26 protein-coding genes and 1 pseudogene are annotated in these 26,252 nt (G+C 61.6%); 11 read left to right on the forward strand and 16 right to left on the reverse strand.

Annotated elements, in window-relative coordinates; translation table 11 throughout:
* Positions 1-35 precede the first annotated feature (35 nt).
* The gene (locus tag ACZRMO_RS24015; RefSeq protein WP_463974434.1) at positions 36-743 is read left to right on the forward strand and encodes a winged helix-turn-helix domain-containing protein; all 708 of its coding nucleotides are present in this window, start codon (positions 36-38) and stop codon (positions 741-743) included.
* Positions 744-2,021 (forward strand): ATP-binding protein, encoded by a 1,278-nt coding sequence (locus ACZRMO_RS24020; RefSeq protein ID WP_463974435.1) that lies wholly within the window; start codon positions 744-746, stop codon positions 2,019-2,021. It abuts the gene before it with no gap.
* A gap of 168 nt (positions 2,022-2,189) precedes the next feature.
* Here ACZRMO_RS24020 and ACZRMO_RS24025 read toward each other — a convergent pair whose 3' ends face one another.
* From ACZRMO_RS24025 to ACZRMO_RS24050, 6 genes are all read right to left on the reverse strand, one after another.
* Positions 2,190-2,981: a MipA/OmpV family protein gene (locus ACZRMO_RS24025; protein ID WP_463974436.1), complete on the reverse strand. Its 792-nt coding sequence runs from the start codon at positions 2,979-2,981 to the stop codon at positions 2,190-2,192.
* A gap of 17 nt (positions 2,982-2,998) precedes the next feature.
* The gene (locus ACZRMO_RS24030) at positions 2,999-4,822 is read right to left on the reverse strand and encodes a serine hydrolase domain-containing protein (protein WP_463974437.1); all 1,824 of its coding nucleotides are present in this window, start codon (positions 4,820-4,822) and stop codon (positions 2,999-3,001) included.
* 116 nt (positions 4,823-4,938) lie between these two features.
* A complete protein-coding gene (locus ACZRMO_RS24035; protein ID WP_463974438.1) occupies positions 4,939-5,664 on the reverse strand; it encodes an amino acid ABC transporter ATP-binding protein in 726 nt (241 codons plus the stop codon).
* A complete protein-coding gene (locus ACZRMO_RS24040) occupies positions 5,657-6,316 on the reverse strand; it encodes an amino acid ABC transporter permease (protein WP_463974439.1) in 660 nt (219 codons plus the stop codon). The genes ACZRMO_RS24035 and ACZRMO_RS24040 overlap by 8 nt, the downstream gene beginning before the upstream one ends.
* Positions 6,317-6,322: 6 nt before the next feature.
* On the reverse strand, positions 6,323-6,985 hold the full coding sequence (locus ACZRMO_RS24045; RefSeq protein WP_463974440.1) for an amino acid ABC transporter permease: 663 nt from the start codon (positions 6,983-6,985) through the stop codon (positions 6,323-6,325).
* A 50-nt stretch (positions 6,986-7,035) separates the two neighbouring features.
* On the reverse strand, positions 7,036-7,866 hold the full coding sequence (locus tag ACZRMO_RS24050; RefSeq protein ID WP_463974441.1) for a transporter substrate-binding domain-containing protein: 831 nt from the start codon (positions 7,864-7,866) through the stop codon (positions 7,036-7,038).
* 371 nt (positions 7,867-8,237) lie between these two features.
* Here ACZRMO_RS24050 and ACZRMO_RS24055 point away from each other — a divergent pair, with 371 nt between their 5' ends.
* A complete protein-coding gene (locus ACZRMO_RS24055) occupies positions 8,238-9,482 on the forward strand; it encodes an NAD(P)/FAD-dependent oxidoreductase (RefSeq protein ID WP_463974442.1) in 1,245 nt (414 codons plus the stop codon).
* A gap of 21 nt (positions 9,483-9,503) precedes the next feature.
* Complete coding sequence (locus ACZRMO_RS24060) at positions 9,504-10,505, forward strand: 4-hydroxyproline epimerase (RefSeq protein WP_463974443.1); 1,002 nt, start codon at positions 9,504-9,506, stop codon at positions 10,503-10,505.
* A 46-nt stretch (positions 10,506-10,551) separates the two neighbouring features.
* Here the strand turns inward: ACZRMO_RS24060 and ACZRMO_RS24065 are convergent, their stop codons facing one another.
* From ACZRMO_RS24065 to ampC, 4 genes are all read right to left on the reverse strand, one after another.
* Positions 10,552-11,250, reverse strand: a complete 699-nt coding sequence (locus ACZRMO_RS24065; RefSeq protein ID WP_463974444.1) for a GntR family transcriptional regulator — start codon at positions 11,248-11,250, stop codon at positions 10,552-10,554.
* A 115-nt stretch (positions 11,251-11,365) separates the two neighbouring features.
* Positions 11,366-12,940 (reverse strand): aldehyde dehydrogenase (NADP(+)), encoded by a 1,575-nt coding sequence (locus tag ACZRMO_RS24070; protein WP_463974445.1) that lies wholly within the window; start codon positions 12,938-12,940, stop codon positions 11,366-11,368.
* A 59-nt stretch (positions 12,941-12,999) separates the two neighbouring features.
* Positions 13,000-13,896: a dihydrodipicolinate synthase family protein gene (locus tag ACZRMO_RS24075; RefSeq protein ID WP_463974446.1), complete on the reverse strand. Its 897-nt coding sequence runs from the start codon at positions 13,894-13,896 to the stop codon at positions 13,000-13,002.
* Between the two features lie 148 nt (positions 13,897-14,044).
* Complete coding sequence (gene ampC, locus ACZRMO_RS24080) at positions 14,045-15,199, reverse strand: class C beta-lactamase (protein ID WP_463974447.1); 1,155 nt, start codon at positions 15,197-15,199, stop codon at positions 14,045-14,047.
* A 127-nt stretch (positions 15,200-15,326) separates the two neighbouring features.
* On the opposite strand from ampC, the gene ACZRMO_RS24085 reads away from it, so the two are divergent.
* Positions 15,327-16,205, forward strand: a complete 879-nt coding sequence (locus ACZRMO_RS24085) for a LysR family transcriptional regulator (protein WP_463974448.1) — start codon at positions 15,327-15,329, stop codon at positions 16,203-16,205.
* A 422-nt stretch (positions 16,206-16,627) separates the two neighbouring features.
* Here the strand turns inward: ACZRMO_RS24085 and yghX are convergent, their stop codons facing one another.
* Both yghX and ACZRMO_RS24095 read right to left on the reverse strand, forming a co-directional pair.
* The gene (gene yghX / locus ACZRMO_RS24090; RefSeq protein WP_463974449.1) at positions 16,628-17,515 is read right to left on the reverse strand and encodes a YghX family hydrolase; all 888 of its coding nucleotides are present in this window, start codon (positions 17,513-17,515) and stop codon (positions 16,628-16,630) included.
* Positions 17,516-17,559: 44 nt separating this feature from the next.
* Entirely contained in the window at positions 17,560-18,054 is a 495-nt protein-coding gene (locus ACZRMO_RS24095) for a PaaI family thioesterase (RefSeq protein ID WP_463974450.1), read from the reverse strand.
* Positions 18,055-18,145: 91 nt separating this feature from the next.
* Here ACZRMO_RS24095 and ACZRMO_RS24100 point away from each other — a divergent pair, with 91 nt between their 5' ends.
* Positions 18,146-18,712, forward strand: a complete 567-nt coding sequence (locus ACZRMO_RS24100; RefSeq protein ID WP_463974451.1) for a YceI family protein — start codon at positions 18,146-18,148, stop codon at positions 18,710-18,712.
* On the opposite strand, the gene ACZRMO_RS24105 is transcribed toward ACZRMO_RS24100, so the two are convergent.
* On the reverse strand, positions 18,709-19,599 hold the full coding sequence (locus tag ACZRMO_RS24105; protein WP_463974452.1) for a DMT family transporter: 891 nt from the start codon (positions 19,597-19,599) through the stop codon (positions 18,709-18,711). The two genes, ACZRMO_RS24100 and ACZRMO_RS24105, sit on opposite strands and share 4 nt — an antisense overlap.
* An 89-nt stretch (positions 19,600-19,688) precedes the next feature.
* On the opposite strand from ACZRMO_RS24105, the gene ACZRMO_RS24110 reads away from it, so the two are divergent.
* Complete coding sequence (locus ACZRMO_RS24110; RefSeq protein WP_463974453.1) at positions 19,689-21,014, forward strand: aminotransferase-like domain-containing protein; 1,326 nt, start codon at positions 19,689-19,691, stop codon at positions 21,012-21,014.
* Between the two features lies 1 nt (position 21,015).
* Here ACZRMO_RS24110 and ACZRMO_RS24115 read toward each other — a convergent pair whose 3' ends face one another.
* Entirely contained in the window at positions 21,016-21,441 is a 426-nt protein-coding gene (locus tag ACZRMO_RS24115; RefSeq protein ID WP_017736083.1) for a nuclear transport factor 2 family protein, read from the reverse strand.
* 236 nt (positions 21,442-21,677) lie between these two features.
* Here ACZRMO_RS24115 and ACZRMO_RS24120 point away from each other — a divergent pair, with 236 nt between their 5' ends.
* Both ACZRMO_RS24120 and ACZRMO_RS24125 read left to right on the forward strand, forming a co-directional pair.
* Positions 21,678-21,905 carry a DUF6434 domain-containing protein gene (locus ACZRMO_RS24120; RefSeq protein WP_463974454.1) on the forward strand — a complete coding sequence of 76 codons (228 nt, stop codon included), beginning with the start codon at positions 21,678-21,680 and terminating at the stop codon, positions 21,903-21,905.
* Positions 21,902-22,639 carry a CPBP family intramembrane glutamic endopeptidase gene (locus ACZRMO_RS24125; protein WP_463974455.1) on the forward strand — a complete coding sequence of 246 codons (738 nt, stop codon included), beginning with the start codon at positions 21,902-21,904 and terminating at the stop codon, positions 22,637-22,639. The genes ACZRMO_RS24120 and ACZRMO_RS24125 overlap by 4 nt, the downstream gene beginning before the upstream one ends.
* A 137-nt stretch (positions 22,640-22,776) precedes the next feature.
* Here ACZRMO_RS24125 and ACZRMO_RS24130 read toward each other — a convergent pair whose 3' ends face one another.
* Together ACZRMO_RS24130 and ACZRMO_RS24135 are read right to left on the reverse strand one after the other, a co-directional pair.
* Entirely contained in the window at positions 22,777-24,486 is a 1,710-nt protein-coding gene (locus ACZRMO_RS24130) for an amidase (RefSeq protein ID WP_463974456.1), read from the reverse strand.
* A 54-nt stretch (positions 24,487-24,540) separates the two neighbouring features.
* Positions 24,541-25,329, reverse strand: a complete 789-nt coding sequence (locus tag ACZRMO_RS24135; RefSeq protein WP_463974457.1) for a helix-turn-helix domain-containing protein — start codon at positions 25,327-25,329, stop codon at positions 24,541-24,543.
* 83 nt (positions 25,330-25,412) lie between these two features.
* On the opposite strand from ACZRMO_RS24135, the gene ACZRMO_RS24140 reads away from it, so the two are divergent.
* A complete protein-coding gene (locus ACZRMO_RS24140) occupies positions 25,413-25,718 on the forward strand; it encodes a DUF2834 domain-containing protein (RefSeq protein ID WP_463974458.1) in 306 nt (101 codons plus the stop codon).
* A pseudogene (locus ACZRMO_RS24145) lies at positions 25,711-26,121 on the forward strand (MAPEG family protein); the annotation flags it as partial. The gene ACZRMO_RS24140 and the pseudogene ACZRMO_RS24145, both read left to right, overlap by 8 nt.
* Positions 26,122-26,252 lie beyond the last annotated feature (131 nt).

Raw genomic sequence — 26,252 nt, forward strand, 5'->3', positions numbered from 1 at the left:
CCTGCACTTCAATCTGCGTCACACACTGAGAACTTATGGAAAACCTGGGGCTGGGCAAGGTATTGCTCGTTGAAGACGATGAGAAACTGGCGGGCTTGATCGCGCACTTTCTGTCGCAGCATGGTTTTGACGTGCGGGTGGTGCACCGGGGCGATGAGGCCTTGGCGGCGTTCCTGGATTTCAAGCCGAAGATTGTCGTGCTCGACCTGATGTTGCCAGGCCAGAGCGGCCTGCATGTGTGCCGAGGGATTCGTAGTGTCTCTGACACACCCATCGTGATCCTCACCGCCAAGGAGGACGACCTGGACCATATCCTGGGCCTGGAGTCCGGCGCCGATGATTATGTGATCAAGCCGATCAAGCCGCCGGTACTGCTCGCGCGGTTGCGCGCGTTGCAGCGTCGCCAGGTGCCTGAGCCAACGGTGCGTGGCTCCCTGGTGTTCGGGCGATTGGCCATCGATCGTACGTGCCGCGTGGTCAGCCTGGGTGAGGAGAAGGTCGACCTCACCACCATGGAATTCGAATTGTTGTGGTTGCTCGCCAGCCACTCGGGCACGATCCTGTCGCGCGATGACATCCTCAACCGCATGCGCGGCATCGCCTTTGACGGCCTCAATCGCAGCGTCGATGTGTACATCAGCAAGCTGCGCGGCAAGCTTAACGACAACCCCCGTGAGCCGGTGTGCATCAAGACCATCTGGGGCAAGGGTTACCTGTTCAATCCGTTCGCGTGGGAGGTCTAGATGCTGCGGTTGTTTCTGCGTCTGTATGTGATCTTGGCGCTGGGTCTGGCGGGGGCCATCTGGCTGGTCAACTACACCTTTGACGAGTTGCTGCCCGAAGCCAATGAAACCTATAACCGCGAAGCCATGCGCGGCCCGGCGTATGGCTTGGTGGAGCATTTGCGCCCAGTGCCGGAGGCGGGCCGGGCGGCGCGCCTCGCCGAGTTGCAAAGCCACTACGGTCTGCACCTTAAACTGGTGGCGCGCGACGAGCTGAAGCTGAGCTCACGCGAACAGCAATTGCTCGCGGCCGGGCAATTGGTGGTGCGTGGCGACTTTATGGAGTTCATCGCCAACATCGACGGTGGCTCGCAACTGTTGGAAATCAAACTGCCGGAAGAACCCAAGTGGTTGTACCTGTGGGCCTATGGGTTCCTCGGCCTGTGCCTGGCCATCGTCCTGTATTTCTGGGTGCGCCCGCACTGGCGCGACCTGGAACATATCCGCCTGGCCGCACAACGTTTTGGCGACAACGACCTTCGCTCGCGCATCCTGCTGCCGCGCCGCTCCACCGTGCGGGAGCTGGCCGGGCACTTCAACCAGATGGCCGAACGCATCGAGAACCTCATCGCCAACCAGCGCGAACTGACCAACGCGGTCTCCCATGAGTTGCGCACGCCGATTGCGCGCCTGTCGTTCGAGCTCGACCAGCTCAAGCAACAGGCCGATCCGCGCCTGCGCGGCGAGCTGATTACCGATATGTATGCCGACCTTGGCGAGCTGGAAGAAATGGTTTCCGAGCTGCTCACCTACGCCAGCCTGGAGCGCGGCGCGACCCAAGTCACCCGGGAAAGCATCGAGGCCCACAGCTGGCTCGACAGCGTGATCGGCAGCGTCGCGCTGGAGGCCGAGGCGGCGGGTGTGCAGTTGTCGTTGCGCACCTGTGAAGTGGATTTTATCCAGATCGAACCGCGCTTCATGGCGCGGGCGGTGATCAACCTGCTGCGCAACGCCATCCGTTACGCCGAACGGCGTGTGGAAGTGTCGCTGGTCAAGTTCGGCCAGGGTTATGAAGTGCGCGTGTGCGATGACGGCCCTGGCGTGCCCGAGGAAGGGCGGGCGAAGATCTTCCAGCCGTTCATGCGCCTGGACGCCAGCCGCGACCGCCGCACCGGTGGTTTCGGCCTTGGCTTGGCGCTGGTGCAGCGGGTATCGCAATGGCATGGCGGGCAAGTGGAGGTGTTGGATTCGGAGTGGGGCGGTGCGTCGTTTCGGATGACGTGGGCGTATGCCGAGTAGCGCTTTAGAAAACGCAGTAGATCAAAATGTGGGAGCGGGCTTGCTCGCGAATGCGGTGGTTCAGTCACCTGATGCATTGGCTGACATTCCGCTTTCGCGAGCAAGCCCGCTCCCACACAAGCCCGCTCCGACATTGGTTTTTTCACAGGCTTTTATTGGGTCGCCAGGTTAGAACGTGTATTCCAGCACCCCCATCACCGACGTCTGCAAGCGCCGCTCCACAATCGGGCTCTTGCCCGCTTCATCCGCCAGGTACTGCACGTCGAGCAAGGTGGAGAACTGGGTGTGCTCGCTGATCGGCAAACTCCACACCAGGTTCATGCCATTGCTGATATTGCCTGCGCCGGCCTTGTAGGCCTTGAACCGGCTTTGTGCGGCCTGGCCGGTGGTCACGCCGTACCAGGTCTGCAGGTATTCACGGTCGCCAAAGTGGCTGCTGAGGCTGGCATCGACCGAGCCGTAGTGGCCGTCATAGAGGTTGGTGCCCAGGCTCAGTTCCAGATGGGTGTAGGCCTTGCCGGTGTCCTTGTGGTCATCGTCCTTGAGCGCGTGTTCCAGGGTGGCGCCGACGATGGCGCCGCCGAGGTTGTAGCTGGCACTTACGCCTACTTGCGCGCGCGACTTGATTTCGCCCATGCCTTTGAGGCGCTTGGAGCCGGCGTGCATGGATTCGTTCTTGTCCTTGCGTGAAGCGCTGGCGCCGATATAGGTGCTGAAGCTCAGGGCGTTGCCTTCGTAGCCCCAGCCCAGGCCTTTGTCGGTGTCGAGGAAAATCCCCCAGGGGCTGACGATTTTGCCGCCCAGCACCGGCGCGGTCATGCGTTCGTCGCTGCCGCTGTAGCGGGGTGCGTTGGCGACGCCGGCCTTGAGGCTGTATTGCCAGTCCTCGGCAATGGCTGCGTCTGCCGTGGCCAGCAGGCACAGCGATGAGAGGGACAGGCATAGGTTTCTTGAGCGCATCAGGGTGTTCATCCGTATTAAAGGTTCAGGGGTGGGTGAGGCGAATGGGTGCGTTTGAAGGCGTAGCCCGACGCGCTGAGGCCATTGATCTGGCGGCTCACGGTGTCGCCCAGGCCATAGCCATTACCGGCCAGTACGGCGTGGGCGTTATCGACGGGTAGCAGGATGTAGTCGGTCAGCGGTTCGTCGTGCAATTGGCCGCGAATCACCAGGAAACCTTGCTCCAGGCGCACGCTGATGCCGGTCAGTGGTGCGTCGGGCTCATGGGTGTTGAGGACCTGATAGGTGCCGATGGTGTCGGCCCAGGCCTGGGGCAAGGGCGGCGGGTCGATGCGCTCGCCAATGGCGATGCGTTGGCCGTGGCTGCGGGCAGTGAGCATTTGGCGGCCTTGCACGGTGATCATGTCCAATTGCACGCGGCCAAGCTCGCCGAGGTCCTTGAACCACAAGCCGAGCACGCGTTTTTGCGCGCGCAACCAGCCTTGTTCGTCACGCAACAGCTCGAAGTCGAACCCGGCCAGTTCGCCGGACAAACGATCCTTTTCGTCGCGGATGCGCAGCACACCCCAGGCGGTGGCATAGAAGCCGGCCAGGCGCTTGCGGTCGATGGCGGCCGGTACATGGCGCAGTTTCAACCCGTGGTTGGGTGCCTCGCAGCCGTCGCCACACACGGATTTTCCGGTTTGCGCCTGAAGCATCAGGCGCAGGGCGTCGGTGGCCAGGCGGGCAACCAGGTCTTCGGCGTTGCTGTCGTTGGCCATGATGATCACCGCCAGTTGCTGGTCGGGCAGCAAGGTCAGTTGTGCGGCAAAATCATCACCGCCGCCGCTATGCTGGTAAGTGCGCACGCCGGCGCCGACCGGTTCATCGCCGCAAGGGGCGAGGAACCAGCCCAGCCCCATCTGGCAATCGAAGTCGAGGGCTTTGCCGGTGTTTTGTTGGGTGAACATGGCGTCGATGGAGCTTGCGCTCAGCAAGCGCTTGCCTTTGTACAGACCCTGGGCGAAGAGCATGCTCACGAAGTGGCTGAGGTCCTTCGGGCTGGCCCATAACCCCCCGGCAGCCAAGTCGCGCACCTGGGCATCGCTGCTGGCGCTGCCGTCCTGATAGCCCATGGCGCGGTAGCCTGTTACCGCGCCGGTGCCGATAAAGCTCGACTGGTTCATCTCCAGGGGCTTGAGCACGCTGTATTGCAGTTGGGCTTCGAAACTTTTGCCGGTGCTGCGCTCAATGGCGGCGCCCACCAGTGCATAGCCGAGATTGGAGTACGCCACTTGCGAGCCCGGCGGGCTGCTGAGCCACACGCCGGACATGCGCATTGGCATCAAGCCCATGGCGAAGGTGCTGTGCAGGTCGCGCAGGTGCTCGCTGGGCAAGCCGGACTGGTGGCTCAGCAAGCGGCGCAGGGTGATATCGCGGTCTGCCGCGTCCTGGTCTGGATGAAAGCGCGAGCGCACATGGAATTCGCTCAGGGTTTGCTGGATCGGTACATCCAGCCCCAGGCGCTGTTGCTCCACCAGTTGCAGCGCCGCCGTGGCGGTGAGCAGTTTGGCGATGCCGCCCGCGCGAAATGCGGTGTTGGGCGTCACCGGCACACCGTGGGCCTTGTCGGCCAGGCCAAAGCCGTGGGCCCAGATCAGTTCCTGGCCGTTGACCAGGGCAATCGACAGCCCTGGCACATTCTGCCGCGCCATTTCCTGAGGGATTCGCGCTTGCAGGTGTCGGATGATCGCGCCGTAGTCACCCTTTGGAATGCGCGGAGAGGCCGGCGGCTGCCCCTGGCAACCGACGCTGCCGAGCAGGCAACCCAGCAGCGCGATACTGCGCAATGTGCGAAACATGAAGAGCACCCGAAGGATGGTTGGGATGCTCAAATGCTAGAGGCGCGGCGGTTGCCAGTCTTTGAGGGCTTTGTCGGGAAACTGTCAAAGACTGTGAAGGGGCCGGCTCAAGGAACTCAGTGCAGAACGCGCTGGAGAAACTGGCGAGTGCGTTCCTGCTGCGGTGCGTTGACCACCTGGCGTGCATCACCCACTTCGCAAATCAGACCATTGTCGAAGAAGGCGATGCGGTCTGCGGACTCGCGGGCGAAGGCGATGTCATGGGTCACCATGACCAGCGTCATGCCTGAGCCCTTGAGCTTGCGAATGGTATCCAGCACTTCGCCGACCAGTTCGGGGTCGAGCGCGGACGTCACTTCGTCGAACAGCATGTAGTCGGGCTGCATGGCCAGGGCGCGGGCAATTGCCAGTCGTTGCTGCTGGCCCCCGGAGAGGCTGGCGGGACGCATGTCGGCGCGGTTGTCGAGCCCGACGAACGCCAGGTGCTCAAACGCCAGCTCCAGTGCCTGGGTCTTGGGGATCTTTTTGACCAGGCGCGGTGCCAGGGCCACGTTTTCCAGTGCGGTGAGGTGGGGGAAGGCATTGTACTGCTGGAACACGATGCCGAGCCGTTGGCGCAGCTTGTTCAAGTCGGTGCCCTTGGCGTGCACATTCGTGCCATCCACCAGGATGCTGCCGCCCTGTATCGGTTCCAGGCCATTGATGCACTGCAGCAAGGTCGACTTGCCGGAGCCACTGGCGCCAATCAGGCACAACACCTCGCCCTTGTGGATCGTCAGGTTGACGCCCTTGATCACTTCAACAGGGCCAAAGCTTTTGCGGACATCCTTGATATCAATCATGGTGCATTACCTTTTCGAGGTGGCGGCTGTAGCGCGAAATGGGGTAGCAGATGGCGAAGTAGAAAAGCCCCGCGCCGGCCAGAACCAGAAGTGCTTCGTTTGAGCGGTTGATCAAAATCTGCGAGGCCCGCAGCAGCTCGATATAACCCACCACGCTCACCAGTGCGGTGTCTTTGGTCAGGCCGATCACGGTGCCAATCCAGCCAGGAAGCAACGTGCGAAAGGCAAGCGGAGCAGAGATGTGACGCAGCGTTTGCCAATAGTCCAACCCCAGTGAGCGGCCGGCTTTTTTCAGCTGGGGACGGATCGATGCCAGGCCCGCACGCACCAGCTCCGAGGTCAGCATGCCCATGTACAGGCTCAGGACGACGACGCCGATCAGCAGCGGGCTCAGCGCGTAGCCGGCCATGGCAAAAAAGCTGTTGGCCAGGATGAACTGGATGATCAGCGGGATGCTGCGAATGACGTTGACCAAGGGCCCCAGTGCCAGGCGGGCAACCACGGATTCCTGCCGAAGCCAGCCGACCAGGATGCCGATGCAAGTGCCGAGAAAGGTCGCCAGGAGTGTGAGTAGAAGTGTGTGCCAGATGCCGCTGAGCAAAAAGCCGATATCGCTCCACTGCAGGCCTGAATACGCCAGTTGGAATTGCATGGTGGCTTACCCCTTGAACACGCGCCAGAAAGTGAGTCGGGCGCCGCCCTCGATAAGCTTGGACATGACGTAGTACATCCCGGCGGCGACAAGGAAAAACTCGAATGTCCTGAATGATTCGGACTGGGCCGCCTGGGTGGCGCCCGTCAGTTCGCGCAGGCCAATGATCATGCCCAGGGAACTGTTGAGCAGGGCCCAGTTGAGCTGGTTGACGTAGGGGAAATAGACAACCCGGAACAGCTGCGGGAAGACCACGTGGGTGTAGGCGGCGAAGGAAGAGATCCCCAGGGAGCGAGCGGCCGTGTGCTGTTGTTTCGGAATGGCTTGCAGCCCACCCCGAAAGATCTCGGCCAGGTAGCCGGCATTGTTGAACGACAACGCCAGCAGCATCGCCAGGTAGCTGGAAAAGTGCAGCCCCAGCGCCCCCAGGCCAAAATAAATCATATAGACCTGGAACAGCGCCGGTGTATTTCGCGCCACTTCGACCCAGGTGGTGGCAAGCGTGTAGCCGGGGCTTTTTCCCTGGCGGCGCAACAGGGTCAGGACCAGGGCGACCAACGTGCCGATGATCATTGAAAGCACGGTCAGCGTGAGTGTGGTGCGGGCACCTTCGACCAGCTCGGGGAGCTTGTCCCACACCATTGACCAGTAAAACGTATATCCAAACATAACGCAGGCTCCGGGCTGGAGCGGCCAAGGTGCGCCGCTCAAGGAAGGGGTTAGTAGTCCACGCCGGCAACCGCCAGCGAAGGCGCTTCGCCGTCACCGAAGTACTGCGCATACAGCTCTGTGTAGCGTCCGTTTTTTACTTGGGCCCAGACGAACGTCTTTACCCAATTGAGCATTTGCGTGTCGGATTTCTTTACCGCGATGCCACACAGGTCGGGCGGTGTCGGGGCGATACCTTTGATGGCCAGCGTCGGGAATTGCCCGCTCTGGACCAGCGCGGCCGCCGATGCATTGCCGATGATCACGCCATCGATCTTTCCCTGGGCCAGGGCCAGGTAGCTTTCCGCCTCGCTGCCAAACCCGGTGTAGCTGCCGCTGCTGTCATTCCAGCCTTTGCGCAGTACCTGCAATTCCTGCTCGGTGGTGGTGCCTGTAACGCCGCCAATCGTGCGCCCCTTCAGGTCTTCGAAGCCTTCAATGCCCGCGTCTTTGCGGGTAAGCACAACGTTGGTGTAGTTCACGTAGGGCTGGGAAAAACTCACGCTCATCGCACGCTGGGGTGAGATAGACGTGGAGGCGATCAGCACGTCGATGCGGTTGGACACCAGTGCTGGTATGCGTTCGGAGGAGGGGGTTTCGACAATCACGGGTTTTACGCCAAGGGCTTTTGCCATGTCCTTGCAGTACTGAACGTCGTAGCCATCCGGCTCGTTGGCGGGGTTGCGAAAGCCGGCGGGTGGGTAGTCGAGCTGGACGCCGCAGCGAAGGGTTTTGGTCGCGATGATCTGGTCCAAGGTCGAGTCGGCCGCGGTCGAAACCATCGAGGCGGTTGCTGTGAGGGTGAGCAAGAGAGCGGCGCTTGCATGGCGTGCAATGTTCATGAGGAGTCCCTGCTGTGGTTGGTATTGTTGTTTTAGGGGAAGATGCACTTTTTGTAGGTTGTATCCAATCTACTATGGTCAAAAATCTACCAAACGTTTACTGATCGAAAAAGAGGGATGACGTGTTTTTTTGTGTGTTGGCCATTAAAAAATTCCGAACATTACAAAATTAGTTAAATAAAACAGTTAGTTATGTGTTGTAGAAAAGATGTTACCGGCAAACAAGTGTGTCTAGCCTTGGCAGGCATCAATCAGGTGATTGACAATCTGTGTTTAATGTATCCAATCTACATTCCGTTAGATTTGTCTGCTGAGGCCTGTGCATGGATCTCTGTAAACAGGCATTTTTCCATCTGGAATAGGTGTGATACATGAAGCACGTACTCGTCATTGGCGCCGGTATTGTGGGGTTATCGACGGCGCACCATCTGTTGAAGGACGGGGCCCGAGTTACCTTGATCGATCGGGACCCTCAAGGTGATAAAGCCTCGTTTGGCAATGCCGGCGGGATTGCGGTCACAGAGGTGGTTCCGGCCTCGGTGCCTGGTATGTTGTGGAAGGTGCCGCGTTGGTTGCTCGACCCTTTGGGCCCCCTGGCGATACGGGCGGCTCATGCGCCCAGGCTGATCCCGTGGCTGTTGCGTTTTTCCGGGGCCGGTCGTCCTGCGCAGGTCCGGCACATCGCGCAGGCGCTGGCTGCCCTGAACACGCGGGTCTATGTGGATCTGCTGCCACTGCTCGGTGAAAACGGCCTGCTTGACGAATTGCGGCAACTTGGCGCCTTGACGGTTTACGAGAAACCGGCGGCATTCGAAAACGATGCCGCACAGTGGGCGCTCAAGCGTGCCCACGGCGTTGAGGTGCTTGCGTTGAGTGGTAACGAAGCGCGAGAAATCGAACCTGCGCTGAGTTCATCCATCACCCACGGGGTGTTTACGCCGCAGTGGTCCCATGTGCGGGACCCCAAAATCCTTGTCGATAAATTGCGCCAGTCACTGATCGGCCGAGGACTATGCATTCGGGTTGGCGAGGTCTCTGGTATCGGGCCAGGCCTTGATGGGGAAGCTGTATCGGTAAGGCTCGGCGAGGGTCAGTGGGTGCAGGCCGATAAAGTCGTGGTGGCGGCAGGCGCGTGGTCTGGGCAGCTTGCCCGTGCTGTCGGCGACAAGGTTTTGCTGGAAAGCGAGCGCGGTTACAACACCACCCTGGCCGCGCCCGGCGTAGTGCTGTCCAGGGAGATCATCTTCGCGGAACGACATTTTGTCGCCACGCCGTTGAGCTGCGGCTTGAGGATCGGTGGTGCCGCTGAGTTCGGCGGCTTGAATGCGGCGGCGAACTTCAAGCGTTCCCACGCGTTGGCCCGGCTGGCCGCCCACTACCTTCCCGGACTGCAGACCGAGGGTGGCACGTGTTGGGCTGGACATCGCCCGGCAACCCCCGACAGCCTGCCGGTGATCGGGCCATCACCGCGCAACCCAGCGGTGATTTATGCATTCGGTCATGGCCACCTCGGCCTGACGCAGGGCGCAACCACCGGACGCCTGGTCAGCGACATTGCCTTGGGCAAGCCGCCGCAAATCGATCTCGAACCCTATGCAATCAGCCGCTTCAACTAAACCGCCAAGAAGGGGATCTCCATGTCTCGTCATACGTTCTTCTGCATTGATGCACATACCTGTGGCAACCCGGTACGGGTGGTAACCGCCGGCGCGCCTTTGCTGCCCAACGTTTCGATGGCTGAAAAACGCCAGATTTTTCAGCGTGAACACGATTGGGTTCGCCAAGCGTTGATGTTCGAACCGCGGGGGCATGATGTGATGTCCGGTAGCATTCTCTATCCGTCATCCCGTGAGGATTGCGACATCGGCGTGCTGTTCATCGAGGTCAGCGGCTGCCTGCCAATGTGCGGGCACGGCACAATCGGCACGGTGACCGCTGCGTTGGAAGCGGGCCTTGTGGTGCCTCGAATCGAAGGCACGCTGGCAATCGAGGCGCCAGCGGGGCGTGTAGCAATTGACTATGTGAAAAATGGCGCCTACGTGGAGCAGGTTCGTCTCTACAACGTTGCCAGTTATCTCCACGCCACCGATGTGCAGCTCGACGTGCCGACCCTGGGCAAGTTGACGATCGACCTGGCCTATGGGGGGAATTTCTACGTGATCATCGAGCCCCAGGCAGGTTGGGCAGGCCTGGACGCAATGGCGGTCAGCGAGATTGTGCGGTTGAGCCCCTTGGTGCGCCAGGCGGCGCAAGCGTTGCTGGCGCCGGTGCACCCGCTGGACGCGCGTATCCAGGGTGTCAGCCATGTGATGTGGTGCGACAAACCCAGAAACCCTCGTGCCGATGCGCGTAATGCGGTGTTCTATGGTGACAAGGCCATTGACCGCTCACCGTGTGGCACCGGTTCCTCGGCGCGTATGGCGCAGTTGGTTGCCAGAAATCGCTTGAAGGTGGGCGATGAGTTTGTTCACGAAAGTATCATCGGCACGCTGTTTGATTGTCGGGTCGAGTCGGCGACTGAAGTCGGTGCGTTTGCCGGGATCTTGCCGAGTGTCGCCGGTTGGGCTCGGGTGACGGGGCATAACACGCTGTTTGTGGATGACCGTGACCCGTTGGCGCATGGGTTTCAACTGGGTTAAGCGCACAGGATGGCAGGCCCCTTCGTTGAAGGAGGGGCCTTGGGGCTCAGGCCTGGTTTTCTTTCTCGCGTTTTTTCTTGAGCAGCGTGACCAGGTCATGACCCGCCCGTTGGATATGTTTGCGTAGGAACTGCACGGCTTTTTTGACGTCGCCTGCTTCGCACAGCTTGAGCAATTCACGGTGATCGACTTCGGCTTCTTTTTTGCCGGCGGTCAACAACAGTTGCAAGCGAATGTAACGATCAGTCTGGACGTTGATGCCCTGAACGATCGCCAAGGTCTGCACGCGATCGGCCGCTGCGTACAGGCTTTCGTGGAATAGCCAGTTGAGTCTGCCCCATTGCGCAATGTCATCGTTCACATAAGCCGCCTCGAGTTGAGGCAGCAGTCGTTTGGTGGCGGCGAAATGCGCGTCTGTCATTTTCGGCAGCGAACGTTCCAGCAGCTCTGACTCCAGCAGCGCGCGCAGGTCAAACAACTCCTCGATCTGCTCCGGCGGGATGGACTTTACCACCGAGCCTTTGTGGATCTGAGTGGTGATCAGGCCGGATGCCTCCAGCTCCTTGAAAGCTTCACGCACTGGCATGCGGCTGACGCCGTACTCCGTCGCAATGGTCTCCTGGATCAGTGACTCACCTTCCTTGAATTCCCCGTTGAGAATCCGCTCACGCAGTGATTCCGCCAAGGTTTCAGGCAAGCTTTGACGTTTGATGCGCAGGTTGGGCGAGGGTTCTTTTTTAGACATTCTTCAGCTACTGGCAGGTGAGTGGATCCAGGATTTGAGATCCTCTTCAGGCGATCATACCTCAGGCACACGAGCGTAGGACGCTTCCAATAGATGAGAGCGAAACATTTCACCGTCAAGGCTCAACCGTACCGTCCACCCGCCGGGCAATGCCGAATGGATTTTGATCCTGAAGCGCAGGGGGCAATAGTGCCTGGGGAAAATCCTGATAGCACACAGGTCGCAGAAAACGCTGGATCGCCAAGCTGCCCACCGAGGTGGTACGCGAGTCTGATGTGGCAGGGAAGGGCCCGCCATGGACCATGGCATGGCCGACCTCCACGCCGGTACCAAAACCGTCCAGCAGCACGCGGCCGGCCTTTTTCTCCAGGGTAGGCAGCAGTGCCGCCAGTGTCGGGTAGTCGCTTGTGTGGGCGTGAACCGCAATCGTCAATTGGCCGCCCACTGCGCTGAGAACCTGCTGCAACGTTGCTGCATCAGGGCAGCGAACAATCAACGATGAGGCGCCGAACAGCTCTTCGCGCAGCTGTGGTTGTGCGAGGAACGCGGCGGCGCTCGCAGCAAACAGGGCCGGCTGCCCTTGAAAACGCTCGCCCGGCTTGCCCCGGGCAAGCAGCTCCACCGCGGGGTGTGCGTTTAGCTTATCGACCCCCTCGCAATAGTTTGCGTGGATCTGGCGCGTCAGCATGGTCGCCGCAGGCAGTGTGGTCAGGGCCTCGCTTGCGGCACGTTCAAAGGCCACGAGTTCCGGGCCTTCAATGGCCAGGATCAACCCAGGGTTCGTGCAGAACTGGCCTGCGCCCAAGGTCAGCGAGGTGGTAAACGCGCCTGCGATCTGGGTGCCACGTGCGGCCAATGCATGGGGCAGCAAGACAACGGGGTTGATCGCGCTCATTTCTGCATAGACCGGGATCGGCTCCTGGCGTGCCGCGGCGATGCTCATCAGTGCCAGGCCGGCCTGTTGCGAACCGGTGAAGCCAACAGCCTTGATTCGATAATCGGCAACAAGGGCCTGGCCGATCGTGTGCTGCGCATCGAACAGCAGGGAAAACACCCCCTCCGGCAAGTTGCATTCGCGCACTGATCGTTGAATCGCCCGACCGACCAGTTCGGACGTGCCCGGATGCGCAGAGTGGGCCTTCACAATGACGGGGCAACCGGCAGCGAGCGCGGAGACGGTATCGCCTCCGGCGACCGAAAAGGCCAAGGGAAAGTTGGAGGCACCAAAGACCGCCACCGGGCCGATGGCAATGTTGCGTAGTCGAATATCTGCGCGGGCTTGCGGCGTGCGGGCGGGGATTGCCGGGTCAATACGTACCCCTAGGAAGCTACCCTCGCGAACAGCCGATGCGAACAGCGCTAGCTGGCCGACAGTGCGGGCGCGTTCGCCTTCGACTCGCCCGCGAGGCAGACCGGTTTCGGCCATGCAGCGCTCGATCAGTGCGTCACCCAGTGCCAGGATGTGGCGGGCGATGGTTTGCAAAAACACCGCCCGGACCTCGGGCATGGTTTCGCGGTAGTTGTCGAGCGCCGCGTCCGCCAAGGCGCAGGCGACCTCGAGATCACCCAGGCTGGCGCCACCGAATACTGGCGATAGCGGCTCGCCCGTCGCGGCGTTGATGCCCTGCAGTTGACCGTTTGCACCGGCAACCCTCGACTGACCGATCAACAAATGACCTGTAATAGACATGGCAGTTCTCTTTCAGTGAAAGGGGCGGGCCCTCTTGCAGGCAAGGGGCCCGCGCAGGGTCAGCCGCGCGCAGCCAGGGTGTCGATGGCTTTTTGCACGGTATTGATGACGTACTCGCGTTCCTGGCCTACCAACGCCAGGCGCGGTGCGCGTGTCCACTCGGGCGCGCCGTATACCAGGTGCTCGGCCAGCTTGATGTATTGCACCAGCTTGACGTGCACATCCAGGTGAAAGGAGGGGGTGAGGATGTGATACAGCTCGCGGGCTTCAGCGAAACGTTGCTCGGCACAGAGGTTGAACAGCTTCACGCATTCAGCCGGCCACACGTTGGTCATGCCGGACACCCAGCCGGTGACGCCGAGTGCGCAGCTCTCGACGATCAGGTCATCAACCCCGCAAAAGATGCTGAAGCGATTGCCGAACTCGACGTACATGTCGGTGACGCGGCGGATATCGCCGGTTTCTTCCTTGATGCAGACGATCTGCGGCGTGTCCACCAGGTCTGCGAGGATCGCCGGCGTGCAGTCCACGCCGTACGCGACGGGGTTGTTGTAGATCATGATCGGCAGGTCGGTGGCACTGGCGATGCCCTTGTACCACTCGACCGTCTCGCGGTGGTCGGTCTTGTAGCCCAGGCTCGGGAAGACCATCAGGCCTTGTGCGCCGAAGCTTTTGTAGAGCGCCGCATGCTTCTTCGCAGTTTGCAGGGTGATTTCGGCCAGGCCTGACAACACTGGGACGCGTCCGTCGGCCACCTCGACCGCCGCGCGAATCACCGATTCACGTTCTTGCATGTTCATCGACGCGTTTTCGCCCAGCATCGGCAGGACGATAACGCCAGAGACGCCTTCGCTGATCAAGCGCTCGATGCTGGCCCGGGTTGCGGCCAGATCGACGTCGCCGTCGGGGGTCAGCTTGGTGGTGACTGCGGGGAACACACCTTTCCAGTTTGCCATTTCACGTACCTTTTTTGTTGTGGATGGAACACTTGAATACTGACAACTGTATCCAATCTACAATTCGAAGGTTTGGCTGTCCAGCCTGGAATTGATCTTTTTGATGCCCGCCGGCTTGGCCGCGTACGGTCGGGCACCGGTGTGATGGTTAACGCTGCATTGCTTCCAGGATTGCGTGCGCGACCTTTACCCGCTCGCCATTCGGGTAGTTCTTGTTTGCCAGAATCACTACCCCCAAGCCCTTGCTCGGCACATACGCCACGTAGGCGCCAAACCCGCTGGTAGAACCGGTTTTGTTGATCAGCATGCCAGCGCGAGGGGGGTGTGCGGGCGTCAACCACTTGACCGGGTGAGGCTCCATGGCCATTTGTGTGGAGTTGCCGTTTACCAGCGCATCGAGCGGGATAGGGTAGGGGTACATTTCCCAGCCCAGGCCTTGGGTCATGCCGTTGACGGTGTAGTAACCGGTGTGGGTATGGGTGATGGCCTCTTGTAACGCTTTTTCCAGGTGTGTCGGGTCGAGGTTGACGTGAACGTAGCGCAGCAGGTCCGAGGCGCTGGTCTTGATGCCGTAGGCTTCGCTGTCCATGGCGCCGGGACCGACGCGCACGGGTTTGCCATCCTTGCCGTAGCCTTGGGCGTACAGGTTCATCTGGCTTTTCGGCACGGTGACAAAGGTGTGCTTGAGGCCCAGTTTCGGCAGCAGGGTCTTCTCCATCGCCTGGTCAAACGGTTGCTTCAGGCTGTGTGCCGCCAGGTAGCCGAACAGGCCCAGGCTCGGGTTGGAATACAAGCGCTGGGTGCCGGGGGTGAAGGCGGGCGTCCAGTGCTGGAAGTAACTGATCATGTGCTGGGTATTGTCGGCCTCGCGCGGGAATTGCAAGGGCAAGCCCCCCGCGCTGTAGGTGCCGAGGTTGAGCACGCTGATGTGCTCGAACGCGCTGCCACGCAGCGCTGGCAGGTACTGGCTGGCCGGTGCCGAGAGCGTGAGTTGGCCCGTCGCGACGGCATAACCTGCGAGGGTGGCGGTGAAGGTTTTGCTCACCGAGCCGATCTCGAAGAGGGTGTTTTCGCTGACGGGCTGCCGGACGTCCTGGTTGGCGACGCCGTAGTTAAAGTATTGCATCTTGCCATCCTGCAGGACGCCGACGACAAGTCCCGGAATAGACTGTTGTTGCATCAGCGGTTTGACGCTGGCGTCCACTACGGCGCGCAGGTCGGTGGCGGCAAGGCATTGGCCCGTGCCGAGAAGCAGGGCAATGGCACTGAAATTAAGCATTCCAAACCGGGCATGTTGGGGCATGATGTCGCTTCCATGAGAGTGATCGATTGAATGACGCCTGCGCGTGCGCCGCCAATGTAGGCAGTTCGCAGGCGTTGGACAAACGATCATATTTCGCAGCAGCCATTAGAAAAATTTGGGCCAGCCCATGCTTCGCTCCCATCTGCCCCTTAACGCCCTGCGTGCCTTCGAGGCCTCGGCCCGGCATTTGAGCTTTACCCGTGCCGCCATCGAACTGTGCGTCACCCAGGCGGCCGTCAGCCATCAAGTGAAAAGCCTGGAGGCGCAGCTCAACGTCACCTTGTTCAAGCGCCTGCCACGGGGCTTGATGCTGACCAGTGAAGGCGAAACCCTGCTGCCGGTGGTGCGTGAGTCCTTTGATCGCATCGCCCAGACCCTCAGCCAGCTCGAAGGCGGGCATTACCGCGAAGTGCTCACGGTGGGCGCGGTTGGCACCTTCGCCGTGGGCTGGTTGCTGCCGCGTCTGCCTGACTTTCACGCGCGTTATCCGTTTATCGACCTGCGCCTGTCCACCCATAACAACCGTGTGGACGTGGCCGCCGAAGGCCTGGATTACGCGGTCCGTTTCGGTGCCGGCGCCTGGCACGGCACCGACGCCTGCCAACTGCTGGAAGCGCCGCTGACCGTGCTGTGTGTGCCGCACCTCGCCGAGCAACTGCGCACGCCAGCCGATCTGCTCAAGCACACCTTGCTGCGCTCCTACCGCGCCGATGAGTGGAGCCTGTGGTTCCAGGCTGCCGGCTTACCCGCCGACACCCTGGTGCCGCGCAGCATTGTGTTCGACTCGTCCCTGGCGATGATGGAATCGGCCCTGCAAGGCATCGGCGTGGCGTTGGCGCCGGCGCTGATGTTTTCGCGCCAGTTGGAAAGTGATGCCATCCGCCAGCCTTTCGACGTGGGCATCAGCACCGGCAGTTATTGGCTGACCCGCTTGCAGTCGCGGGCCGAAACGTCGGCGATGCTGGCGTTCAAGGGTTGGTTGAAGGCGGTCGCAGGGGCGCATTGATAGGCATATCCGCGAGAGGGTGCGCACCCGCTGTGAGGATTGACTGTGGGCCCCAGTGGCCATAGGTATCTGCACAACGTTGAGCATTGCTGCTGGACCTGTGGCGAGGGAGCTTGCTCCCGTGACGGCCTGGCAGTCGGGCGATTTTTACCGTGTGTAAACCGGCTCTACTGTGGGAGCGGGCTTGCTCGCGAAGACGGCCTGGCAGGCGGTCTGGGTTTTTGGGTCGGAGTACATATCCGTTACCGAAGCCATGGATATGTACTCTGACCCAAAGGCTCCAGCGCCTGACACATAGCCTTCGCGAGCAAGCCCGCTCCCACATTTGGATCGGGGTACATCCGAAAAACCGCAGGCGCCTGTCAGGCCGCTATCGCAGGCAAGCCAGCCCACACACGCCAGTGCCTACAGCCAGATGGGTGTCAGGCAAGATATTTGCGAAACCACCCCAGCGTTCTTTCCCACGCCAGATTCGCCGCCGCCTCGTCATAGCGTGGCGTCGAATCATTGTGGAAACCATGGTTGGCGCCCTTGTAGATGTATCCCTCGTACGTAGTACCCGCGGCCTTCAACGCCGCTTCATACGCCGGCCAGCCTTCGTTGATCCGCGTATCCAGCTCGCCAAAATGCAGCATGATCGGTGCCTTGATGCGCGGTACGTCCTTGGCTTCGGGCTGGCGCCCATAGAACGACACCGCCGCACCCAATTCCGGGTAGGCCACCGCTGCCGCATTGGTCACGCCGCCGCCGTAGCAGAAGCCGGTGATGCCGACTTTTCCGGTGCTGCTGTCGTGGTGCATCAGCCATTCGATGGCGGCGAAGAAGTCGTTCATCAGCTTGGTCGGGTCAACGGTCTGTTGCAGTGCCACGCCTTTTTCATCGTTGCCGGGGTAGCCGCCCACCGAGGTCAGGCCATCGGGTGCCAGGGCGATAAAGCCGGCTTTGGCCAGGCGTCGCGCGACGTCTTCGATATACGGGTTGAGGCCACGGTTTTCATGGACGACGACCACTGCGGGCAATTTGCCTGCGGCCTTGGCCGGGCGCACCAGGTAGCCGCGTACGGTGCCGTTGCCCTTGGGCGAGGGATAGGTGATGTAGTCGGCGACGATATCCGGGTCGGTGAATTTCACTTGTTCGGCCAGCGCGTAGTTGGGGCTCAGGGCCGCCAGCAACGCCGAGGCGGTCAGGCCGCCAAAAGTGAACAGCGCGGCGCGGTCAAGGAATTCGCGGCGGTTGATCTTGCCGTGGGCGTAGCCGTCATAGAGTTCCAGCAGTTCGGGCGCAAAGTCTTTCGCGGTGAGACGAGTCATCGGTGCAATCCTCGATTAGCGGTGGCGGTCAATGTAAACCACCTTCAACCCTCGCGACCATGGGCGGTGGCGGCCAATTGGCCGGTGTCGACGCGCACGAACACCGAGTCGCCAATGGCCGTCAGCACGTCACCTGCATACACCTCGCAGACCACGCGGCTTTTGCGTCCCACGTCGCCCTCGACCCGCGCGCGCAAGGTCAAGGTGACGCCCATGGGCGTGGGCTTGATGAACTTGATACCGAGGTTGCCAGTGACGCAGTCGATGCGTGGCAGGCTGCCGGGTTCGCGCTGTTCTGCACGGTAGTGATAGGCCATGGCCGTCCAGTTGGAATGGCAATCCACCAGCATGGCGATCAGGCCGCCGTAGACCAGGTCGGGCCAGCCACTGTACTGGGCGTCGGGCAGGTGTTCGGCGATCAGGTGGATGCCGTCCGTGTCCCAGCGGCTCTTGATGTGCAGGCCATGGGGGTTGCTGGCGCCGCAGCCGTAGCAGATACCTTCGGGGGCGGTAATGTCCTGGAGAGAAGCAGCCTGCATGAAATGTCCTTATTGTTCTGGGGGGCTACTCTGTTTAGCAGCACACGGGCAGGATGGGAACCCGTTGGCCTTACTTCTTGCGGAGCGTTGCATGAACCTTCGACTTTTCCCAATCGTGTGGCTGGCGCTGGTCCTGGGTGGGTTTTCCAGTGCCCAGGCCGTGGAGTATCGGGACGTCAACCGCGCGGCCAGCCAGATCAGCTTCACCTTCCAGCAGTTCGGGCAGCGGGTCTACGGCACCTTTGGCGAGTTTGAAGGGACGCTGGCGTTTGACACGCAGCACCCCGAGGCGGCCCATGCGCTGCTCACGATCCAGCTTGCCAGCATCGATGCCGGCAGCGCCGATGCCAATGATCAATTGCAGCGGCCGTCCTGGTTCGATACCGCGACGTATCCGCAGGGCGTCTACCAGTCCAGTGGCGCCACGGCACTGGGGGACAATCACTTCAAGATCAACGGCAACCTCACCCTCAAAGGCATCACGCGCCCGGTGACGGTGGATGTGGTGCTCAAGGAGCAGGGCGGCATTGGTGTGTTCGACGGCGAGTTCATCCTCAAGCGCGCCGATTTCAAGATCGGCGAGGGCGAGTGGGCCGGCAACAGCGTGGTGTCCAATGACATCCACATCAAGTTCAAGATGGTCGCGCCGCAGCGCTAACGGGCGAATTTCTTCGCGCCGGCCACGCAACCGATGACCGCGACGGTGACCAGCACCATGCCCAGGCTGACCTGTTCATGCAGCAAGCCAGCCGCCAGCGCCAGGCCGAAGAACGGTTGCAGCAATTGCAACTGGCCCACCGCCGCGATGCCGCCCTGGGCCAGGCCGCGATACCAGAATACAAAGCCGATCAGCATGCTGAACAATGCCACATAGCCCAGGCTCAGCCACGCGGGCAGGCTGATGCCACTGAGACTCGCAGGGGCGAGGATCAGGCTCAACGGCAGCACCACCGGCAGCGACACCACCAGTGCCCAGCAGATCACCTGCCAGCCGCCGAGGCTGCGCGACAACTTGGCGCCCTCGGCGTAGCCCAGGCCGCACACCAGCACCGCCAACAGCATCAGCACATCACCGGCGGGTGCGGCGCTCAAGCCTTGGGCAAACGCATAACCCATCACCAGCACGCTGCCCAGGATCGAAAACAGCCAGAACACCGGGCGCGGACGCTCGCCGCCGCGCAGCACGCCGAACACTGCGGTAGCCAGTGGCAGCAAACCGATAAACACGATGGAGTGGGCCGAGGTCACGTATTGCAGCGCCAGCGCGGTGAGCAAGGGAAAACCGATGACCACGCCCAGCGCGACGATCACCAAGGGCAGCCACTGGTTACGCGCCGGGCGTTGTTCCTTGAACAGCGCCAACAGCATCAGCCCGAGTACGCCGGCGATGGCGGCGCGGATCATCGTCAGGAACACCGGGTCGAACTCCATCACCGCCAAGCGCGTGGCCGGCAATGAACCGCTGAAGATCACTACGCCGATAAAGCCGTTGATCCAACCCTGGGTGCTGCTGTCCGGGGGGTTGAGGGAAGAAGTGCGTTCCATGGGCAGTGGCCTGAAAAAGAATGATTGCGTGCTGGCCATCCTAGAGTTGAAGATTATTACAATCAAAAAATTGTCATGGATACAGCCCTATGCCGCGCGCCCGCTACAAGTCGCTGGTCGATTCCTTTGCCGCCGCCATCCGCAACGGCGGCATGCCGCCCGGCACACGCCTGCCGACCCATCGGCAATTGGCCGCCGAGCATGGCTTGGCGCTGGTGACAGCCAGCCGGGTGTACGCCGAGCTGGAGGCCATGGGCCTGGTCAGCGGTGAAACCGGGCGCGGCACCTTCGTGCGTGAGATCGCCTTGCCGCCGGGGCAGGGCAGCGGCCAGATGAACGTTGCGACGGGCATGCTGGACCTGAACTTCAACTATCCGTCACTGCCGGGCCAGGCGGATCTGCTGCGCACGGCCCTGCGCCAGTTGGCATTGTCCGGCGACCTGGAAGCGCTGTTGCGCTATCACCCACACGCCGGCCGCTTGCATGAGCGCGCGGCGGTGGCGCGTCATCTGTTGAGCCGAGGGCTGGCGGTCGAAGCCGAGCAGGTGCTGGTGGTCAGCGGCGCGCAGCACGGGTTGGCGGTGACGATGATGGCGCTGCTCAAGCCGGGGGATGTGATCGCCGTCGATGCGCTGACCTATTCAGGCTTCAAGGTGCTGGCCGAGACCCTGCACCTGGAAATCGTCGCGATCCCGGTCACGCCCGCCGGCCCGGACCTGCACCACTTGCAGCAGCTGTGCCGCAAACGCCCAGTGCGCGCGGTGTACAGCATGCCGACCCTGCACAATCCGCTGGGCTGGGTCATGAGCCTGGGGCAACGCGAGCAGTTGGTGGCCATTGCCCGTGAACACAATCTGATGATTATCGAGGACGCCGCCTACGCGTTTTTGGCCGAAAACCCGCCGCCGCCCCTGGCGACCTTGGCGCCGGAGCGCACGGTGTACGTGGGCGGCCTGTCGAAAAGTGTCGCGACGGGACTGCGCGTCGGATTTGTCGCGGCGCCGGCTGAGTGGGCGAAGGTGTTGGAGCGAACGATCATGGCCACCACCTGGAACGTGCCGGGGGTGATGTGCGCGATTGCCGTGGGCTGGATCGAAGACGGTACCGTCGCCCAGTTGGAAGCACAAAAGCGCGCGGATGCCCAGGCGCGCCAGGCGTTGGCGGCGCAGGTGCTGACGGGGCTGGCTTACATCAGTCACCCGTCATCGTATTTCCTGTGGCTGCCGTTGGCGGAGGAGGTCCGCGCTGATCAGATCGCCATGACCTTGCAGCGCGAGCATATTTCCGTGTCCACCGCCGAGCCGTTTGCGGTGTCGGCCCAGGTGCCCCACGCGTTGCGCCTGGCATTGGGCTCGGTGACCATGCCGGCGCTGCGTGAAGCGCTGATCAAGGTGCGCAAGGTGGTGGCGTGGTAAATCAGTACTTGTAGGCCTGGCGCCCGATCAGCAACCATTTGCCATGCTGTTTTTGCCAGACCTGGAAGTTGTCGATGTCGGTGGGCACTTCGACGCCGCTGTTCACCGCCAGGGCGTGAAAGTGGTTGCGCACCAGGGCGGTGTCGCCGTTCAGGCTGATGGTCTGGTTCTGCATTTCCAGGGTCTTGAAGGCGCTGGTGTGGGTTTCCAGGTCGGCGATGAACTGCGCCTTGTTCTGCACTTTGCCGCTGGAATGGCCGTAGGTGAGCGTATCCGAGGTCAGCGCATGCAGTTGCTTGAGGTCCAGATGCAGCATGGCCTGGGTCAGTTGATCGACCGCTTGGGCCACGTCCTTTTCCGCTGGAGCGGCAGCCACATAGCCACTGAACAGGCACAGAAAACCGATCAACACTTTTACGTTGGGCATGGGTGTTTCCTTATTGTTGTTGGGTGAATACGACGGCTTAAGTCGTCGTACAACCATGCCGTATTTGTCAGGTCGAAATAAAGTGAAATTTGAAATATCTTGAAATTATTGGCCATATTTGCGATGGCTATTCATATACGACGTCCTAACACATCAAATACTCACGGCCGATTCTTCCTGGCAAAGTGGCATATCGCTATGCTGTCGCCCAAACAACAAAACACCCGAGAGACAAAATGGATTTTGACTGGCACAGCGACACCATCACCCGCACCACCCCTGTCACTTCAAGCTATAAAAACACCCAGAATGTGCGCCGCTTCATGCTGGAACACTGCGGCCCCGGCTTCAAATTCGATCGTCCTTTCATGGCCTGGATTCGCAACGACATCGCCAAAAACCTGGGCGATGTCGTGGACGAGTGGCGGCGCCGCAACCCTGATCGCCAGGAACCGCGTGTGTGATCACCGAAGGTATGTGGGTGCTGGCCGACTACGCCAGCCACCTGACTCCCGGCCTGCTGTTGTTCGGCCTGTGGTTTGCGCTGACACCCACGACGCTGCCGGCGATGCGCATCCTCATTCTGCTGGCCGCGTTTGTGCTGATGCGCGACGCGATGACGCCGTTGGGTATGTGGGCGCTGGGCAGCGAGGTGCAGATCGCCTTCAGCGCCAATGCCTTTGTGCTGGCGATGCTGGGTTGGCTGTCGGTGCTGCTGATCATGCTGCTGGCACGCATCGCACCGGACCTGTGGCGGCTGATCCGCTGGACCCTCGGCCACCCTGGCATTGGCTTGGCGTGCGGGTTGCTGGTGGGGTGCTTGATCGGCGTGCCGCTGCGGATTTACCAAGGTATCGACGCGTCGGCGATCCACGGTTATTGGGTCTGGTTGCCGGGCATGGTGGTCTTGGCGTTTGGCGCCAATGCCCTGGAGGAAGTGTTGTTTCGTGGGTTTTTGCAGGGCTATCTGGAGCAACACGTCACGCTGTTGCGCGCGGCGTTGATCAGTGCCGTGGCGTTTGCGGCGTGCCATGCTTTCCTGGCGTTGAGCGTGACGCAACTGGGCTGGCCGGTGTTGCTGTTTACGTTGCTTGAAGGGTTGGCGTGCGCGTTGGTGCGCATGCGCTATGGCGTGTTGCCAGCGGCGGTGGCCCATGGCACGGCGATCTTGCTGATCGCGGTGCCCTACATTCCCTGATTTGAAATACACAGCCAAAGGTGGGAGCGGGCTTATGTGGGAGCGGGCTTGCTCGCGAAAGCGGTGGATCAGTCACTCAAGTATCGACTGACACACCGCTTTCGCGAGCAAGCCCGCTCCCACAATTTTGACCGCGTTTAGGCTGTTGGCAACGGCGGCGTACGCGGCGGAACCTGGCGTTTGCTGCCCGTCGCTTCAAACGCCGCCGCAAAGCGCAGCAACGCCGAATCGTCATAGGCACGCCCGGCAAACGTCAGGCCGATCGGCATGCCAATGTCCGCCATCACGCCCATTGGCACGGTGACCGTCGGTACGCCCAGGTGGCGGATCGCAAGGTTGCCGTTGGCCACCCAGATGCCATTACTCCAGGCAATATCCGCCGACGCTTCGTTCACATCCGCATCCGCCGGGCCCACATCGGCCACGGTGGGGAACAGCACGGCGTCGAGGCCGAGGTTGTCCATCCAGTCTTCCAGGTCCAGCCGCCGGGTTTGCTCCAGGCCGCGCAGGCCGTCGGGCACGGTGCTGATTTCGTTCCACGGGGTGATGCCACGCTCGGCCATGCGCACGTACTCGTCCATGCCGGCGGCAAGGTCGTCTTCACGGTTCGGCAAGGTGCCGGGGTCGTGCGGGAAGATTTTCGGCCCGTCCACATCCGCCAGGCGGTTGAGGCTTGGGTCGCCGTTGGCACGCAGGAAATCGTCGAAGGCCCACGCGGACAATTCCCACAGCTCATCGTGGAGGAATTCCTTGGACACCAGGCCACGGGTAAACACCGTCGGTGCACCGGGGCGGTCGCCTTCGCAGTTGGACACCAGCGGGAAATCCACTTCGATAACTTCGGCACCGGCCGCTTCCAGGGTTTGGCGCGCGGCCTGCCACAGGTCGATTACCGTGGCGCGGGTGTTGATTTTTTGCCCGGTCGGGCCCCCGATGCCGGGTTTATCGCTGGTGCCGGCGTCGGCGTCGGCGTTGATGTACATGCGCGGCACGCCGAAGCGTTTGCCGGCCAGGGAGGCGGCGTCCACCGCCAGTTCCGCGTAGGACGCGGGGCGTACCGAAGCGACGCTCGGGATCGGCACCCAGGGTTGCAGGCGCCACAGGTCGCCACGGGTGTCGGGGTCTTCGGCGACCACCACGTCGAGCACTTCCAGCAAGTCAGCCATGGTGCGCGCGTAGGGCACCACCACGTCCATGGTCGGCGTTAGCGGCCAGTTGCCACGCACCGAAATCACCCCTCGGGACGGGGTGTAGGCACACAGGCCATTGTTGGACGCCGGACCGCGCCCGCTGGACCAGGTTTCTTCCGCCAGGCCGAACGCCGCAAAGCTCGCAGCGGTGGCAGTACCGGCACCGTTGGACGAGCCAGAGGCAAACGGTGCGGTCAGGTAGTTGGCGTTGTAGGGGCTTTCGGCGCGGCCATACACGCCGCGTTGCATGCCGCCGTTGGCCATCGGCGGCATATTGGTCTTGCCCAGGCAGATCGCGCCACCGGCGCGTAGGCGCTCGATGGTGAACGCATCGCGGTGTGCAACGAGTTTGGCAAAGGCCGGGCTGCCGGATGCAGCCGTCAGGCCCTTGACCAAGTAGCTGTCTTTGGCGGTGTACGGAATGCCATCCAATGGCCCCAGGGTTGCGCCCTTGGCCCGGCGCGCATCGGACGCCTGGGCTTCTTCAAGGGCTTGCGGGTTACGCACGACCACGGCGTTCAACGCGGTCGCGGTCTGCGGGCCGTCATAGGCTTCGATCCGCGCCAGGTAAGCCTGGACCAGTTCAACGGCCGTGGTCTGGCCGGATTCCAGCGCAGCGCGCAATTGGGCAATGGAGACTTCGGTTACTTGCATCACGTTTTTTTCGCCGCCTTCAAGTGGGGGTATGGCGGCAGTCTACGTACAGATATTTCACAAAACCAGCGCCGAATAATCCGCATAGGCGGCGCGCATTATCTGCCAGGTGTGTGCGTCAGCCGGAATCAGATGTTCGATGCGCAGGGAGGTGAGGGTGATGTCCTGGGGCATGCCAAAGGTGGTGAAGGTGGACAGGAAGTTCAGCTCGCCCTGGCATGAGCGGATGCGGGTCAGCACCAGCGGCGGCATTTCCCGGGGCAGTTCGCTGCCCGTTGGCGCTGGCAAATCTGCGAGTAATGCTGCCAGCCCGGGATTGCCCAATGCCTCGCGGGTAGCGCGTTGCCAAGCGAGTGTGCGGATCTCTTCGGCATTGATCAGGTGATCGCCAAGGCCACCGGGTTGCAACAGGGTGCCCAGCAGGTTCAGGCCCGCGGCCGCATCAGGCGGGATGCCCACCAAGCCAAACAATACGGCGGTACTCGCGTTGGCAGCCAACACCTCCCACTGGCTGCCCAGCAGGATCGCCGGCGCGGGATTGTTGGCGTGCAACACATGGCTGACCGCTTCGCGAATCGCCGTCATCGCCGGAGCGTCAAGCGGCGTGGCGCTGTAGCGCGGGGCGAAGCCGGCGGCGAGGAACACACGGTTGCACTGCTCCAGCGGCGTCTCCAGTGCCGTCAGCAGATTGTGCAGCGTGCCCGGGCTGGGTTTGGCGCGGCCGGTTTCGAGGCAACTGAGATGGCGCTGGGAAACCCCAGTGATCAAGGCCAGGTCGAGTTGGCTGAGCTTGGCCTGGCGGCGCAATTGGCGCAGCTGTTCGCCGGCGCTAGGTGGGTTGTCCATGGGCTGTTCATGACCTCCGAGGTCATTGCGAGGGGCGCAACCTTATCACTAACGTGGGCCTCCATCATTCCAAGGACAAGACCATGCAACGACCCTACATAGCCCTGGCCGCTTTGCTCGGATTTACCCTGTATACCCTGTTCACGATGCTGACGGCGGAGCAGTCGCTGCTGGCGTTTGGGCGAGAGTTGCTGTCGCGACCGGACACGGCCCAGGTGGTGATCGACCTGTACTTGATGGCGGTCCTGGCCTGTGTGTGGATGTACCGGGATGCGCGTGGGCGAGGGCGGCCGCTGCGTTCGGTGCTGCCGTATTTTTTGCTGACGGCGGTGTTTGTGTCGGTGGGGCCGCTGCTTTACATCGTGGTGAAGGGGTTCAGGGATGAATGATCTTTTACCGGTCTATGCGGTGTGCGTGCTGGTGTTGTGCCTGAAGATGTTCGCGATTTCCTGTTATCAGGGATATTTCCGTATACGGGAGCGGGCGTTTACCAATCGTGAGGATGCGGCTTTTTTCAATCGCAGCGCGCAGTGCGAGGAGCTGCCGCAAGTCGGCAGGGCCGCGAAGGCGTGGGTGAATGATGTGGAAAACATTCCGCTGTTTTTTGTGTTGGGCGGGTTATGTGTGGCGTTGGAGAGTGACAGCGCCGCGACCCTGTGGTTGTTCGGTGTTTTCACCTTGTCGCGGGTGGTGCACACCTTGGCGTATCTGCTGGGATGGCAACCCTGGCGCACACTGGCCTATGGCGTGGGTGTGGCATGCCTGTTCGGCCTCGGCGCCAGGATTGTGGGGAGCACCACCGATCAAATGTGGGAGTTGTCGAGCTTTAGCGAGGCTACGAAGGCGGCGGCACTGGTGGTAGAGATGTTGTCTGCGCCGCCGCCATCGCAGGCAAGCCAGCTCCCACAGTTGATAGGGTTCAC

This window comes from Pseudomonas sp. B611, assembly GCF_055407965.1.

Excerpts from the sequence above, each read along its gene's own strand:
- ACZRMO_RS24015 (WP_463974434.1), top strand. The coding sequence starts at position 36 with ATGGAAAACCTGGGGCTGGGCAAGGTATTGCTCGTTGAAGACGATGAG.
- ACZRMO_RS24020 (WP_463974435.1), top strand. The coding sequence starts at position 744 with ATGCTGCGGTTGTTTCTGCGTCTGTATGTGATCTTGGCGCTGGGTCTG.
- ACZRMO_RS24025 (WP_463974436.1), bottom strand. The coding sequence starts at position 2,981 with ATGCGCTCAAGAAACCTATGCCTGTCCCTCTCATCGCTGTGCCTGCTG.
- ACZRMO_RS24030 (WP_463974437.1), bottom strand. The coding sequence starts at position 4,822 with ATGTTTCGCACATTGCGCAGTATCGCGCTGCTGGGTTGCCTGCTCGGC.
- ACZRMO_RS24035 (WP_463974438.1), bottom strand. The coding sequence starts at position 5,664 with ATGATTGATATCAAGGATGTCCGCAAAAGCTTTGGCCCTGTTGAAGTG.
- ACZRMO_RS24040 (WP_463974439.1), bottom strand. The coding sequence starts at position 6,316 with ATGCAATTCCAACTGGCGTATTCAGGCCTGCAGTGGAGCGATATCGGC.
- ACZRMO_RS24045 (WP_463974440.1), bottom strand. The coding sequence starts at position 6,985 with ATGTTTGGATATACGTTTTACTGGTCAATGGTGTGGGACAAGCTCCCC.
- ACZRMO_RS24050 (WP_463974441.1), bottom strand. The coding sequence starts at position 7,866 with ATGAACATTGCACGCCATGCAAGCGCCGCTCTCTTGCTCACCCTCACA.
- ACZRMO_RS24055 (WP_463974442.1), top strand. The coding sequence starts at position 8,238 with ATGAAGCACGTACTCGTCATTGGCGCCGGTATTGTGGGGTTATCGACG.
- ACZRMO_RS24060 (WP_463974443.1), top strand. The coding sequence starts at position 9,504 with ATGTCTCGTCATACGTTCTTCTGCATTGATGCACATACCTGTGGCAAC.
- ACZRMO_RS24065 (WP_463974444.1), bottom strand. The coding sequence starts at position 11,250 with ATGTCTAAAAAAGAACCCTCGCCCAACCTGCGCATCAAACGTCAAAGC.
- ACZRMO_RS24070 (WP_463974445.1), bottom strand. The coding sequence starts at position 12,940 with ATGTCTATTACAGGTCATTTGTTGATCGGTCAGTCGAGGGTTGCCGGT.
- ACZRMO_RS24075 (WP_463974446.1), bottom strand. The coding sequence starts at position 13,896 with ATGGCAAACTGGAAAGGTGTGTTCCCCGCAGTCACCACCAAGCTGACC.
- ampC (WP_463974447.1), bottom strand. The coding sequence starts at position 15,199 with ATGCCCCAACATGCCCGGTTTGGAATGCTTAATTTCAGTGCCATTGCC.
- ACZRMO_RS24085 (WP_463974448.1), top strand. The coding sequence starts at position 15,327 with ATGCTTCGCTCCCATCTGCCCCTTAACGCCCTGCGTGCCTTCGAGGCC.
- yghX (WP_463974449.1), bottom strand. The coding sequence starts at position 17,515 with ATGACTCGTCTCACCGCGAAAGACTTTGCGCCCGAACTGCTGGAACTC.
- ACZRMO_RS24095 (WP_463974450.1), bottom strand. The coding sequence starts at position 18,054 with ATGCAGGCTGCTTCTCTCCAGGACATTACCGCCCCCGAAGGTATCTGC.
- ACZRMO_RS24100 (WP_463974451.1), top strand. The coding sequence starts at position 18,146 with ATGAACCTTCGACTTTTCCCAATCGTGTGGCTGGCGCTGGTCCTGGGT.
- ACZRMO_RS24105 (WP_463974452.1), bottom strand. The coding sequence starts at position 19,599 with ATGGAACGCACTTCTTCCCTCAACCCCCCGGACAGCAGCACCCAGGGT.
- ACZRMO_RS24110 (WP_463974453.1), top strand. The coding sequence starts at position 19,689 with ATGCCGCGCGCCCGCTACAAGTCGCTGGTCGATTCCTTTGCCGCCGCC.
- ACZRMO_RS24115 (WP_017736083.1), bottom strand. The coding sequence starts at position 21,441 with ATGCCCAACGTAAAAGTGTTGATCGGTTTTCTGTGCCTGTTCAGTGGC.
- ACZRMO_RS24120 (WP_463974454.1), top strand. The coding sequence starts at position 21,678 with ATGGATTTTGACTGGCACAGCGACACCATCACCCGCACCACCCCTGTC.
- ACZRMO_RS24135 (WP_463974457.1), bottom strand. The coding sequence starts at position 25,329 with ATGGACAACCCACCTAGCGCCGGCGAACAGCTGCGCCAATTGCGCCGC.
- ACZRMO_RS24140 (WP_463974458.1), top strand. The coding sequence starts at position 25,413 with ATGCAACGACCCTACATAGCCCTGGCCGCTTTGCTCGGATTTACCCTG.